The sequence below is a fragment of the Lysinibacillus sphaericus genome (assembly GCF_015844675.1).
Classification (GTDB): domain Bacteria; phylum Bacillota; class Bacilli; order Bacillales_A; family Planococcaceae; genus Lysinibacillus; species Lysinibacillus sphaericus_E.
The window spans coordinates 105,940-119,621 of the sequence record NZ_LDGC01000013.1 but is presented as its reverse complement, the minus strand read 5'-3'; the positions used below and the strand labels follow the sequence as shown (position 1 = coordinate 119,621).

Here is a 13,682-nt window from a genome sequence, read left to right as displayed (position 1 = left end):
CTAAAAAATCTATTTGTTATTATACCAAATGATGAGGATTCATCCGAGGAAAGCCGCACATTAATAAAAGCAACGAAAGAAAGGATAAATGTACGCGGCAACTAGCGCCCACATGTAGTATCACTTAAGACTGATCAATAGAGGACGTCTATGTAACCTAGACGCCTGTACATGTTCTTTATCAGAGCTATGTTTAGTATTTTAGTTACTTACACTTTTATTGAGTACCTTGGCTTTAAAAATATTCAAAACCTATTAAGCGCCACCTAGTGGTACAGTTACAATAGGAGTCAAAACTGCTTACTATTTGCCAGCTGGAGCTACAAATAAAAAGCTATGAGACGCATCGAGATTCAGTAACACGTACCGTCGCCCATCTCGATTGCTCTCACAGCTCATAAATAATACCTTAACGCCATATGGACAGGGAATGGAACCTATCCTGAACATGCTTTGTACTTGGGGCAAAAATCATGTTGAAGTATTACAGGATAAAGGCGAAGATGTAATTTTAGAACACCGTGATGATGATATAGCTATGCAGCAAACATCTTAATGAAGGAAAAAAAGATTATCAAACACAAGACAGTCTCTTTACTTTTTATTGCTTATAGAGCAAAATCGTATTCATCTGGATTTGGTCCACACGTTGTTCAAGATTCATTGCATCGATGATAGCCATTTCTTCGGTTGTTAAATTAAAGTCAAAAATATCGGCATTTTGCATCATGCGTTCTCTACGTACAGATTTTGGGATAGTGATGACTCCATTTTGTACATCCCAACGTAAAATAACTTGAGAATTTGATTTTCCATATTTTTTTGCGATTTTTGAAATGGTTTCATCTTCAAGAAGCCCACCTTGCATTAAAGGTGCCCATGCTTCAAGTTGAATTTGGTGCTTGTCACAGAATGAACGAAGCTCCATTTGTTGTAAGCGTGGGTGAAATTCCACTTGATTCACAACAGGTTTAATACGAGCAAATGATAAATGATTGACCATTTTACTCCTCCAATTGTGTATTTTCTTGATTACTTTTTCATTTTGATCCACTGATAGTATTTGAAACCCTCTTAAAAGACACTACGTACTAATCCTCCATCAATTCTCAACGCAGACCCATTAATAGCAGAAGAAAGAGGACTACTTAAAAATGTAACAAAATTAGCAATTTCCTCTGGGCGAATAAGTCGCTGTATAATAGAAGTTGGCCGATTTTCTTTCATAAATCGCACTTCAGCTTCTGCCATTGACAAATTTTCATTAGGATAAAGGGTATTTAGCATCGTTTTTACGCCTTCTGTTAAAGTAGAACCTGGCATAATTGTATTGACAGTAACATTTGTTTCTTTCGTCAGCTCCGCTAAACTACGAGAAAGAGAAAGCTGCATCGTCTTCGTCGCGCTATAATGAGCCATTTCTTGTGATGGCATAATGGCTGCTTCACTCGCAATAAATATAACTCTTCCTTCCTTTTTTTGAATCATTTGATTGAGGTACCATCGCGTAAGTCGAACTCCACTCATAATGTTGACCTCAAACATCTTCAACCATTCTTCATCAGAGATATTAAAATACTCTCTAGGCTCAAAAATACCTAGGTTGTTAATTAGAATATCTACTTCTTGGAATTCCTCTATAGCCTTTTGGCATCCTTGAGCTGTTCCTAAATCAGATACTAATGATTGAAGGATTGCTTCAGGATATTGTTCTTGAATTTCTTGCATTGTTTGATGAACTTTTTCTTCATGGCGTCCATTAATAATGACAGTAACACCCTCTGCTACTAATGACTTTGCAATGGCTTTACCAATGCCTGCTGCAGACCCCGTAACTAGTGCCGTTTTCCCTTTTAAATTCAGAAACACAATAAATCCCTCCCAATGTAGTTTTATATAAAAAATTAATTGCAATTTACGCTTAATAGTATGGGGTTTCCTCATTCTTTTAAACAGTTTATTAATAAAGAAGGAGTGGATAAGGAAATTTCTCCTAACACTCCACTCCGTTGTTCCATTCTTTACTTGATAGCTGGAAAATGAGGCAATACCTCTTGGCCGAGCTCATGAATAACCTCTTCAGCCGGTCGTTTACTGTCAAATAATGCAAAGAAAAGATGATTAACACCGATTTCCTTATAGATGTTTAGTAGTTCTATTAACCGATTTCGACCTACTCGGAAACCCAAACGAATTGGTGTAGGCATTTCATTAGGATCTTCTGACAAATCCAAATGCATAGGCTGAGTAAATGGCTTGAAAACTCCAGGGCAATGATGTTCTACAAGTTCTCTCCATTGTCGAATCGTCTCGGCTTGAAGATATGGACTTCTAGGATAATACATCCATCCGTCGCCATTTTTCGCGAACCATTCCATTGATTGCTGTGCGTATCCTGTAATCATCGTTGGGATTCGCTTCGTTGGTTTTGGTACTAAATTACTTCCTAGAATATCGCCTAATGATGAACGAATAGAAGGAAACTCTTCGTATAGGACTTGATTTAAATACTGAAAAGCTTCGATGAATCGTTGTCCTCGATCATCATGATTAATATTTAAACCATTGAAATCTGCTTTTCGATCGCCAGATGAAACGCCCATAATTAAGCGTTCTGGGAATAATTGATCAATCGTCGCTATTTCCTTAGCCACTCGTAAAGGATGACGTAAAGAAAGAACAATCGCAGACGTTCCTAAAGCAATTTCTTTTGTTTGGCTTGCTAAATAAGTTAAATAAATAAGCATATCGTAAATTTGACCTACTGCTGGGTCACCAAAGGAAGGATCCTCTAATAATACATCACGAAACCATAAACTGGTAAAACCGTAATTCTCGGCTAATTGCGATAATTCTACTTGCTTTTCCATTGTCGGCGTGTCAAACCGATAATTTTCTAATGGAATGTGAAGGCCTAGTGTCAGTTCACCTTCTTTATACATTCGATTATAGCTACGGTAATTAGAAAATTCACTCATAACTATTCTCCTTTCTACTTACTTAAAATTTTCGAATAGATTTTTTTAATATGTTCGACTTTTTGAAAGAAAGTCTTTATCTGCTCCCGTTATCCCGCTTTGTCCCCAGTTACCTGGAATCATTTCACGAATGACGATTAGTACCTTATCCATCGGGGCGTGGGTAAATTTAGATGTTATTTGTGTAAGCTGATTAACCCACTTATCCTTTATCACTTGATCAAATGTATCCCATATATCAATCGTGATTATAGCCATTCCATCTACATTACTTGCCTGTGTTTGATAAGTCTCTTTAGTTTCCCAATTGACAACTCTACTATTCTCAGCAAAGTTAGTATCATTTGCTACTGCCCCAGCTTTTCCCCAATTTTCTTTAGCAAGTTCATGTATTACTATTTGAATTTTGTCAGGGACAATCTTTAATAATTTTGTTGTAAGTTCAGTTACGGAAAAAATGTATTCCTTTTTTTCTTCATTTGACATAGTGGGCCAAGTTTTTAGTTCTATTAATGGCATAGTATCCTCCTCTAAAACTGTTTATTTAAAATAATTTTTAATTGCTTTTATCACCAATTCATGATCTTCTTCAGGTGTTAATCCTGATACCGTTATTACTCCGATGGCCCATACGTTTTTTATTTTGATGGGAAATGCTCCACCGAATGCTGCGTACTTTGAAGAATCTAAACGGTATTCTACATGATGCGGAATTCCACTTAATTCACTTTGTATCTGCATATAATAGGAGCTATGATTATGCAATGAAACGACCTGTTTTTTGCGCTCAATCCATTTAGTATTTTCCTCTGTCATCCCCGACATCTTGAAATAAAACAATTGCACACCATTTTTAGTGATATCAACAGCTATTAATTTCCCCTTTTGCTTCGCTGTTTCAACAATTAATAAACCTAATTGAAAGGCATCTTCATTTGTAAATGTAGAAAATTGAAGCGTTTCCTCTAATACATATATGAAAACTAAGTTTTAAAAGGGGAATAAACCAATATTTATAAATTACTCTTATCGCTAAAGCATAAAGACCATGGATCTTTCACCATTCTTTTGTCTTTTAAAAACACTGTCAGAAGACATCTACAAATGTATTATAAGAAGTATACTTTATAAAAGTAAGTACGCACTTTAAAGTTTTATAGGAATCAAAAAGTGATTTAGGCACTTTAAAGTACCTATCCAAAAACTTATTATTTTAAGGTAAAGAACAAGCCTAATCTTTTTATAAATGCTTATTCTTATTTGTTTTACTTACTTTTGCAAGCATACAATAACAACTTTTTTCTAAAGATTATCTTTGTTATAACTATTCTTACTTACGAATCTGCTCTGTTCAAAAAACATCAACAATCTGCTCTTGTTGTGGAATAAGAGGTTTAGTTTAATAAACTTATAAACTACTTTATTTTGAATAACTTTTTTATCACTCCACAGGAAAGAAAATAAAAAAGAGGCTGGGGCACAAGGATTTAGCCAATGAAAAACCCGAACTATATTACGAAACGCTCAGCCTGTGTTTCGTAATTGTTCGGGTTTTCTGTTTATATTCATTGCTAATTTAAAAATTATACGTTTTTCATAAAGTACATATTAGTTATGTCCCAGCCACTTTCAATTTTGTTACAGTGTTAAACGTACATCACCAATTTGACTCGATGCTACTTTTGCACAGGTACGCACCATTCGCAGGTGATTTGTTTATTTAAATATTGAAATCTTTGTAGAGGATTATATAAGTAATATTCAATCTGTTTCTGTCATTTTTAACCTTTGTAACAGAACCCTACTGGTCTTGTTTTTCTATTTCTTTAATCTTAGCGCTTACTTGTTCTAACAATTGAGGTGATGCTTTCTTAGGTGAACCACTATCGAAAGGAGGCTGTGGATCGTATTCTAAAATCAACTGAGCTGCTTTGCCGACATCTTCTCCCCATTCCCATGCAACCAAATTAAGAGCCATATCAATACCTGCCGACACACCAGCTGCTGTAATAATTTTTTCATGTCGAATAACTCTTCCCTCAGTTGGTATTGCACCTAGTGAACGGAGTGAGTCATAAGTTGCCCAATGACTAGTTGCTTCAATCCCATTTAATAAACCTGCGGCAGCTAATATCAAAGATCCTGTACATACTGATGTGGTATATTTAGTAGTTTCATGTATTTTGCGAATCCAATCCAGTGTTTCTTTGTCGTTCATAGGATTTTGTTGATAACCACCAGGAATTACAAGAATATCAGCAGAGGTAACTTCTGAAAAGCTGTAATCAGCATGTACATACCCCATTTTCGAATCTAATTGAATTAATCCTTTATTCTTTGCAACAAATTTAATTTTACTACATTCTCCTATACGAAGTACTTCATATGGTCCAAATGCATCTAGTACTGTGACTCCATCGTAAAGCATGATAACAATTTCCATTACAATCTCTCCTTAATGTTATTGAAGTTGTTGGGGTAAGAAAAATATAAAGAATTAATATTATTAACAATTATACCTTCAAGTTTGTAACGTATATTTTTACTGAGACCTCTTCTATTCGTTAGACCAGAAAGTCTAGTCTGCACCTTTAACGATCCTTCAAGTTAAAATGTTAAACTTCAGTTCCATCAGCGTTTTTACTTAGAGAAAAAGGTGTTATTCCTTCTACAAAGTAGTTTTCCATATTAATAGGACGACAGGCATAACATGTACGAATATGCGTATAATTTCCTAGGTTAATCCCTTATTTCTAAAATGCTTTATCATCATGCACAAATACTTTTTTGCGCTATACTCCATCGAACTATCTCCAATGCATTGGACTTTTTACCCCCTAAATAAATCCAATACTTTTCCATTATCTATGGAAGAATACATAAACACAAGATACATTTATCAACAATAGTATCCATTTGTTCAAAAATGATTTAAATAACAATATCGTACTCCATAATTTAAGCAGTATTTCGAGCAACTTCAGAACCTAATCTTTTCACAATATGAAATGACATATTGATACCTGCTGAAATCCCAACTGATGTAATTATATTGCCTTCATCTACAAATTTAACTTCCCGTTATACTTCGACTTGTGGAAATTCAAGACTTGCCCAATGAGTCGTTGCCTTTATATCTTTAAGTAAACCAGCCTTTGCTAATAGTAAAGCACCCGTATTTACACAGTTTTCATTGGATTTGTAATCCACTTTATTACATTATCATTATGTATTTCTCGTTCCCTAGCATCTAGGTGTGTACGTGATATATAGTAGATTCCCCTTAGCTGTTTGCTTTATTCTTTCAGGAGAATGCCTTTCCCACGAAGTCGGAATCGATTGTCGTCGTCGCACATGTGCCACATGCGGGGAAACTTGGCGTATTTGATAAAAACCAATTTTTCTGCCAACTACAATAGTTTAATGGCACGTTTTCTTCCCTTTTTCTTAGTGTAATTAAAGAAAGGCATTGAAAAAACCAGTTCCGTTAAGGTACTGGTTTGATATATATCGTATTGAATTATTTGTAGAATTTCATTCGCTCTTCAAGTGGTCGGAATTCTTTTTCACCTGGTGATGCCGTCGGATTGCCAAAGGGCATTTGCGCAATAAGCTTCCAATTATCAGGAATATTCCATTCTTTTTTCACTTCATCATCAATTAGTGGATTATAATGTTGTAAAGAAGCTCCTAATCCTTCTGCTTCCAATCCAGCCCAGACAACTAATTGGTGCATACCTGATGCTTGATTTGACCAAATTGGAAAGTTCTCAGCATATGCAGCAAATTGCTCTTGAAGTGATTTAACTACAGCATCATCCTCTAAAAATAATACTGTTCCATAACCTGCCTTAAAGGAATCCATTTTTTGTTGAGTTCCAGAAAAATCACTATCTCCAACTACTTTTCTTAATGTTTCGGTTGTAATGTCCCATAATTTATTATGTGCCTCACCTGATAATACAACAATACGTGCAGTTTGAGAGTTGAATGCTGACGGCGTATACTTCACAGCAAATTCCACAATTTCTTTAATTCTTTCATCTGATATTTTTACCTCTTTATTAATTCCATAGTAAGTGCGTCTTTCTTTAAGTGTAGTGTAGAAATCTTTAGTCATAATTTACTTCCTCCAAATTTTCTGAAATTGTCTTTTACACACATTTAATTTGTCGCATAGAGCTTTTTACTTACCAAATCTTTTTAGAATTTTTAAATTGCTGTTTTATTTACTAAGACTTCGTCGAACTACAATAGACGATTATATTCGCTGCTTGTACTAAAAGATTTGAAGGAATTGTGCTCCAGGTCATAAAAATATGCTATCCAAACAAACGATAAAGTATTCAAATATCTGAGGATTCAAACTAAAATTCAATATTTTTAGTAAAGTATGATAAAAGATCAATTCCGGCTTATGTATAGGTAACCTTTATTTGCACACATTAATATTGAGTGTATCGCACGCACTTATTTTAGTTTGTGGCGCTAGTTGACCGTCACATTCTCCCTCAATTGGTCACTTTCAACAGTGACCCTTTTTATTATTTTGAAGTCAATCAAATAAAGGGGAATATTATTATGTTGAACTTAGATGAAAAAGTAGCGGTTGTAACAGGGGCTTCATCAGGGATTGGATTAGCTACTACGAAGGCATTTGTTGCAAAAGGAGTTATGGTTGTTTTATCAGATATTAACGAAGAGGCTGGCATTGCTCATACAGAATCTTTAAAGGCAGATGGCCATGCCGTTGCATTTTTCAAAGCAAACGTTGCACATGAAGATGAAGTGAAATCACTTGTTCAATTCGCAGTAGAGACATTTGGTAAACTTGATATTATTGTAAACAATGCTGGTATTGGTGCACTTGGTTCTACACATGAATTGTCGTATGAAGATTATCATAAAGTAATTCAAGTCAACCAAGATAGCGTATTCTATGGAAGCAAATATGCCATTCAGCAATTTTTAAAGCAAGGCGGTGGCGTTATCGTAAATATCGCCTCTATTCTAGGTACAGTTGGGGAAGCAGGTGCATTTGCTTATAATGCTTCTAAAGGGGCTGTCAATATTTTAACAAAATCACTTGCTGCTGAATATTCTTCAAGAAATATTCGCACAAACGCAATATGCCCAGGATATGTAGAATCAGGTATGGTCAATAAAGAAGCTCTAGGTGATTTTTATGAAGGCTTAGTAGCACGTCATCCAATTGGTCGCCTAGGTCAGCCTGACGAAATCGCACATGCTTGTGTTTTTGTCTGTGAGAATGAATTTACGACAGGTGCTACATTGTTAGTAGATGGCGGTTACACCGCTATATAATAAGGGATAAAGAATGTAGAAAATGCTGGCGATTATCCCTATTTTCTATATCCTTTAGCATATTGATGAAAACGATTTATCTCAAAACTAGCAATGAGGTATATAAAGTTAAAGGATCAATCAAGCATAACCCCGTTCTAAATTTAGGACGGGGTTAAATAAGTTTGGATGTTTAGACATTACCTAGATAGCTCCGTGTGATGTTTTGGAGAACAATTTTTCCACCTTTACTGTATTTTTCGAATAACTCTGACAGGAGAAAAACAAAACGTTTATACTCTTCGTCCTTTTCTTTCGGAGCATAAGACGCTGACAAGTTCCTCCCCAAAAAACCGTCATAATCAAAAATCAAATCGTTTTGATACTTTTTAAACTCATACTTTCCATCTTTAAAAAAGCTGTTAAATAATTCTGGCGTTTCCTTTATTCCACCGCTAAATCCTTTGAAATTTGAACAGGTCTTTTGGCAAATTTCTTCATTCTCTTTAATAATTGGACTAGTTAAATCTCTACTATTCCAAACAAGAGCAACATTTGCCTTTTGTTTTAAAATCCGTTGACATTCTATTTTAAATGCTTTTTTATCAAACCAATGAAATGCCTGGGCAACAGTTACTAAATCCACACTATTCCCTTTTAAAGTGGTATTTTCAGCAGTTGCTTTTATTGATTTAAAACGAGAATATAGTTTTAACGATTGCTCAGCAATCTTTCTCATGTCATCATTTGGCTCAACTCCAATAACATTTAAATCTCTTTCTAGCAGCTGGTGGCTAAATATCCCCGTACCTGAACCAATATCGGCCACAATCTGATCCCCTTTTAGTTGGTTAACTGAAAACAAATAATCAATATATTTATTAGGGTAACTAGGGCGATATTTCGCATATATATCAGCCTTATCAGTAAAATTTTCTGTTGTTTTCACATTACTACCTTCTTTCCCACGAATTTAGTTTTAATAGTTTCGATTAAATTCATAAGATGCTATATCTCCTTATCTTATATATTTAAGTAGTACGAATCCATCTATATTGTGAATTAATCTAAAAATTTTATTCCTGTTAGATTTTCACTTAGTCTCCAAAGCTTTTCTGCGTTTTCTGTACTAACAGCCCACGGTCTAACACCTGATGGATCAGAACTATCGGCAGAGACAGCATCGGCAATATCCACATTTTCGCAATAAACGCCACATTTGCCATCAAGTTGACTATTTACCGCACACCATACTATGGCAGCTGCCCCTTCTGTTATGCTTTTAAATTCTTCATCATATTTTAACTAATGCTCGATTTCCATGCTCCTCCAATGCACCATTGAACGCATTTCTTCATCCGTTAAACTTCGAGACAAATTTGTGACAATCGTACCTAGATGGGCAGAGAATGTACGTACATTAAATTTCTTACCACGTTTATCTAATTCAGCTGCAAATAAAGCATTAGCCGTCTTGGATTGCCCATATGCCTGCCATTTGTCGTAATCGTGATTTTTAAAATTGGGATTGTTAAAATCGACACCACATATACGATGACCATGTGAAGTTACGGATACTACTCTTGCTCCTTTAGCTTGAACTAATGCTGGCCAAAGTCTTGCTGTTAATTGAAAATGTCCTAAATGATTTGTTGCAAATTGAGATTCATACCCTCGTACATCGCGTTACAACGGATTTTAGCCATAATCCCTGCACAGTTAACAAGAATATGCAATGGACAATTGGTTTTAAGAAATTCGTCTGCAAAAGCATCTATAGAATTAGGATCAATGAGGTCCATTTTTTATTTCTATACGTGGAATAGTTGAAAAGGCTTCTTGGGCTTGTTCAACTCTTCTTGCAGGTACTATTACTCCAGCTTCCGCAAGTTCCCGTGTAATTTCAAGCCCTAACCCTAAATATCCTCCTATTACAATGGCTATCTTTCCACTTGGATTTTTTCCTCCTAGCTGTAGTTCTTAGACCAAAGCCAGAAATTCGTGGAGCGGATTGGGAAGGACGTTGCGGCTTTTTTTATGTATAGAAAACATAAATTTGTACACATTAGTATTGAGTGTATCGCACGCACTTAGGTTGTGGCGCTAGTTGACCGTCACGACCTCCCCATTTGTGGGTCATTCCATCCAGTGGCCCTTTAAACGTTTAAATTTACTTATTACATATCGAGGTGCTTTAAATGACTAAATTCGGCAAATGTTTATACATCGCTTTTTTTGTAACACTTTTTTTATTGACAACAGTTTGGGATTTTTTCGAGAATAATAATTTGGCTTTACTTGAGAATTTTTTCTTTTCCTTTTGGGTAGCAAGTTTTTTATTCATCGCCCTACTACTTAGAAGTAAAAAAGAGGAAATGGAAAAAAGCGAAAAACCAGAGGCAGAATAGATTATTCTATTCTGCTTTTTTCAATGTATTCATAGCAGGATGAAAGAGCTATAGTCCAGTTACTTTTTTTTCATTTCTTAAGGCCATGAACTAACCAACCATAGTTATTAAATCATATAAATAATAGTGTTAAGATAAAGCAGTTCCTTATGAACGCAATAATTAACGTCGCTTTTCCTTCTTCAATTCACTTTATAATAAAAGGAGGAATCCACAGTTATGCATCTAAATTTATTGTCATTCCTACTATCATTATGCTGGCTAATAGTTTTCTTTATCACAATTAACTCTACTCAATTTACACTATTTTTTGTATCTTACTTTCACGTAGATCCCCTAATATTTTTATTAGTAGTAACAATAATAACTTTTTTCCTTGCCAACTATGGATTGAAGAATGTAAACAATTTAACGACAATTGTTAGAGGACTTCTAACAATTGTTATAACATTAATTTTATTGGTTATAATTTGCATCACAATGTTCATTAGAATTTTTTAAAATTGAAAAACTAGATGGCGAGTATTTAATTAAATTGGTCACTTTCTTTTTAGGAAGTGGCCCTTTTTAATTTTAAGAAAAAGCTCGAATTTCTTTTCTTGCATTTTCATAGTTGTAATGTTTTTAAAAACAAGTGCATACACTTGTTTTGGGATAGCAATCTGTTGCATGCATCGCCCCAAGTTGTTAATGCACTGAGCTATCCCGCAATCCTTCATAGCTAATGAATGAACTAAAATCCATACAAAATAAAATATATCGTTATTCGAGCAATACCTAAAGCTATAACGACCGTGTTATAGCTTTAGTGTGATTTATCACAAAGATTATGGTGGTATTTATTTTTTACTGCTTTTCTTTATTTTCATTTTGTTCTTTCTTTTTTTCTTTCTCTTCAGATACTTCTAATTCTTCTGGACTAAACTCCATGCCGAATTCTTCTTGCTCTATTTCTTTCTTTTGCTTTTCTTTTGCCAATGTACTCACCTCCAATAAGTATTAAATTGTCCGTTTTACGGTATTTTATACTTTTTATCGTAGGCTTAATTTCAAAATGGTGTAACTCCCCAGATTTGATAAATAATTGTGAAATGATGAGATGATTTTACTTCGAGTACATATCTTATGAAGACCTTTATAAAAAACGAATTTTATTTCTTTTTTCAGCCATACTACTCTTGTTTGATAATATTCAAATAAGAAAGGAAGTGCGAGTATGGGAATACTTAGTGGAAATCCTAAAGATGAGCCATTACACTACGGAGAAGTATTTAGTATTTGGACACATCTCACTGTAAATTATGGCTTCATAGCGGGTTATCAAACCTTTTACAATCATACAGGCGATGAAGATCTAAGAAAAATAATCGAAGATATCATCGATGTTTTAAGAGAAGAAGGAAAACAGTTAGAAAAAGTATTAAAAACTAACGGTATTGCTCTACCGCCTGCACCACCAGAAAGACCAGTTGCAAGAATTGAGGATATCCCTCCTGGTGCGAAATTTAATGATCCAGAAATAAGTGCTGCTCTAGCCGGTGACCTTTCTGCTGGGTTGGTTACATGTAGTCAAGTTATAGGTATGTCCATTAGAGAAGATATTGGACTAATGTATGGTCAATTCCATACAGCAAAAGCTCAACTTGGAGTTAAACTTTTACGTCTTAGTAAAACTAAAGGTTGGCTAGTTCCACCGCCATTACATGTGGATTATCCTGAGAAGTAAAAATATTTTTTCTGACAAACCGTCTCCCCAGTATTAAACTGGGGTTTTTTGTACCTATGTTTATTGTACGATTGATTTGAAAAGGTTTGAGGACAAGGTAATGCATACAGTAGAATTAGCAAATTTTTATATTGCAGGTTGAGTCCTTATGACACTACTAAGTGAACAAAAAGAGGCTACAAATTTAGTAGCCTCTCCAAACAAGCTTCTAGTATCTGATCAATTAACTTTAAGATCATATCAAGTTCAGATCCATCCGAACAAGTCTAAAGAACAAAAACACTAGATACGCCCTACCCGCTTCATCACTTACAGCATTTATTAATTACGTTAAATAATTTACAAATTTAATATTCGTGTTTTAATATAAGTAGTATCTAGCCGATGGACGAATAGCACTTCTATGGCAAAAACGTGAATGTTAATGAATTTTTAATGCGAAAAAAGTTCGCTTTTATGATCTTTCTTGATTTGTGCAAAAAGTATTCTCTAACTACGTATTTTCATACAGATAAAACATTAAGCAATTAAGCAAACGACTACTGTCCTACATCGTAGACGAAAGCAAAAAATATTGAAAAGATTATTCTGAATGAAGTATTCGATAAAGAAACTAAATAAAATCAAGAAGAACTATTTAATAGCCATTTTAATATAGGTAGTTGCTCCTTAATTTTAGTTAAGTAGAATTTCAAATTGTTGGATAAAGTAGGTATTTTCTTACGATGAGAAGAAGTACTTATAAGGAAATAAATTAATTCAACGATTTTGGCGAAGGAATAGTATATAAGAGGAGAAGATAAAGTGAAAATAAAAACAATATTGTTTCTCATTATTTGTACTATGTGGTTAGCTGCTTGTAACGGTAATGAAGAAGCAACAAAAACGATAGAAATTCAAGAATTAATTAATTTCGAAGAAGAAAAACCCGACACATTACAGTTAATATCCGATGCGAAGGATATTAAGATTATAGAGAAAACGTTTAAAAAAGCTAGAGAATTTGGTGAAGTAGATAACAATGTAGTTCCGCAATATAAGATCAAACTCAACGATGATGAATACTATTTATGGATAGACAATACATATACAGGGACAATAGCAAACGTAAATAGTAGAAATATGTTTTATAATATCTACACAAACGAAGAATTTAAAGAAGCCATTCATTATCATGAACAACAAAAATAACTTACTTCTAAAAAACTTGATCAAGGCTATATGGATATCTTGAAATTATCTTATTTAATAGCAACAATCCATACG

At 34.3% G+C, this 13,682-nt stretch carries 13 protein-coding genes and 3 pseudogenes; 5 read left to right on the top strand and 11 right to left on the bottom strand.

Annotated features, from left to right (window positions below; all coding sequences use genetic code 11):
* Positions 1-430 precede the first annotated feature (430 nt).
* Positions 431-556: a hypothetical protein gene (locus tag ABE34_RS25375; RefSeq protein ID WP_276569479.1), complete on the top strand. Its 126-nt coding sequence runs from the start codon at positions 431-433 to the stop codon at positions 554-556.
* A 52-nt stretch (positions 557-608) separates the two neighbouring features.
* On the opposite strand, the pseudogene ABE34_RS04890 reads toward ABE34_RS25375, so the two are convergent.
* The 8 genes and pseudogenes from ABE34_RS04890 to ABE34_RS04860 form a co-directional block, all read right to left on the bottom strand.
* A pseudogene (locus ABE34_RS04890) lies at positions 609-997 on the bottom strand (aldo/keto reductase); the annotation flags it as partial.
* A gap of 77 nt (positions 998-1,074) precedes the next feature.
* Positions 1,075-1,869: an SDR family NAD(P)-dependent oxidoreductase gene (locus ABE34_RS04885; protein ID WP_197140861.1), complete on the bottom strand. Its 795-nt coding sequence runs from the start codon at positions 1,867-1,869 to the stop codon at positions 1,075-1,077.
* A gap of 152 nt (positions 1,870-2,021) precedes the next feature.
* Positions 2,022-2,978: an LLM class oxidoreductase gene (locus ABE34_RS04880; RefSeq protein WP_197140860.1), complete on the bottom strand. Its 957-nt coding sequence runs from the start codon at positions 2,976-2,978 to the stop codon at positions 2,022-2,024.
* Between the two features lie 45 nt (positions 2,979-3,023).
* Positions 3,024-3,497, bottom strand: a complete 474-nt coding sequence (locus tag ABE34_RS04875; protein WP_197140859.1) for a tautomerase family protein — start codon at positions 3,495-3,497, stop codon at positions 3,024-3,026.
* A gap of 21 nt (positions 3,498-3,518) precedes the next feature.
* Positions 3,519-3,956 (bottom strand): heme-degrading domain-containing protein, encoded by a 438-nt coding sequence (locus ABE34_RS04870; RefSeq protein WP_197141011.1) that lies wholly within the window; start codon positions 3,954-3,956, stop codon positions 3,519-3,521.
* Positions 3,957-4,779: 823 nt separating this feature from the next.
* The gene (locus ABE34_RS04865; protein ID WP_197140858.1) at positions 4,780-5,421 is read right to left on the bottom strand and encodes a DJ-1/PfpI family protein; all 642 of its coding nucleotides are present in this window, start codon (positions 5,419-5,421) and stop codon (positions 4,780-4,782) included.
* A 515-nt stretch (positions 5,422-5,936) separates the two neighbouring features.
* Positions 5,937-6,232 (bottom strand): annotated as a pseudogene (locus tag ABE34_RS24970) (DJ-1/PfpI family protein); the annotation flags it as partial.
* 266 nt (positions 6,233-6,498) lie between these two features.
* Positions 6,499-7,098 (bottom strand): nitroreductase family protein, encoded by a 600-nt coding sequence (locus ABE34_RS04860; protein ID WP_197140857.1) that lies wholly within the window; start codon positions 7,096-7,098, stop codon positions 6,499-6,501.
* 461 nt (positions 7,099-7,559) lie between these two features.
* Here ABE34_RS04860 and ABE34_RS04855 point away from each other — a divergent pair, with 461 nt between their 5' ends.
* On the top strand, positions 7,560-8,303 hold the full coding sequence (locus ABE34_RS04855; RefSeq protein WP_197140856.1) for an SDR family NAD(P)-dependent oxidoreductase: 744 nt from the start codon (positions 7,560-7,562) through the stop codon (positions 8,301-8,303).
* A gap of 172 nt (positions 8,304-8,475) precedes the next feature.
* Here ABE34_RS04855 and ABE34_RS04850 read toward each other — a convergent pair whose 3' ends face one another.
* The 3 genes and pseudogenes from ABE34_RS04850 to ABE34_RS25370 form a co-directional block, all read right to left on the bottom strand.
* Positions 8,476-9,231: a methyltransferase domain-containing protein gene (locus ABE34_RS04850; protein WP_197140855.1), complete on the bottom strand. Its 756-nt coding sequence runs from the start codon at positions 9,229-9,231 to the stop codon at positions 8,476-8,478.
* A 356-nt stretch (positions 9,232-9,587) separates the two neighbouring features.
* Positions 9,588-9,893: pseudogene (locus ABE34_RS25605) on the bottom strand (oxidoreductase); the annotation flags it as partial.
* A gap of 1,643 nt (positions 9,894-11,536) precedes the next feature.
* On the bottom strand, positions 11,537-11,668 hold the full coding sequence (locus ABE34_RS25370; protein WP_276569478.1) for a hypothetical protein: 132 nt from the start codon (positions 11,666-11,668) through the stop codon (positions 11,537-11,539).
* A 238-nt stretch (positions 11,669-11,906) separates the two neighbouring features.
* Between ABE34_RS25370 and ABE34_RS04845 the strand changes: the two genes are divergently transcribed.
* The 3 genes from ABE34_RS04845 (at position 11,907) to ABE34_RS04835 (ending at position 13,607) form a co-directional block, all read left to right on the top strand.
* Positions 11,907-12,416 carry a DUF3231 family protein gene (locus ABE34_RS04845; protein ID WP_197140853.1) on the top strand — a complete coding sequence of 170 codons (510 nt, stop codon included), beginning with the start codon at positions 11,907-11,909 and terminating at the stop codon, positions 12,414-12,416.
* 148 nt (positions 12,417-12,564) lie between these two features.
* The gene (locus ABE34_RS04840) at positions 12,565-12,702 is read left to right on the top strand and encodes a hypothetical protein (RefSeq protein ID WP_197140852.1); all 138 of its coding nucleotides are present in this window, start codon (positions 12,565-12,567) and stop codon (positions 12,700-12,702) included.
* Positions 12,703-13,220: 518 nt separating this feature from the next.
* Positions 13,221-13,607: a hypothetical protein gene (locus ABE34_RS04835; RefSeq protein WP_197140850.1), complete on the top strand. Its 387-nt coding sequence runs from the start codon at positions 13,221-13,223 to the stop codon at positions 13,605-13,607.
* The last annotated feature ends 75 nt before the right edge of the window (positions 13,608-13,682 follow it).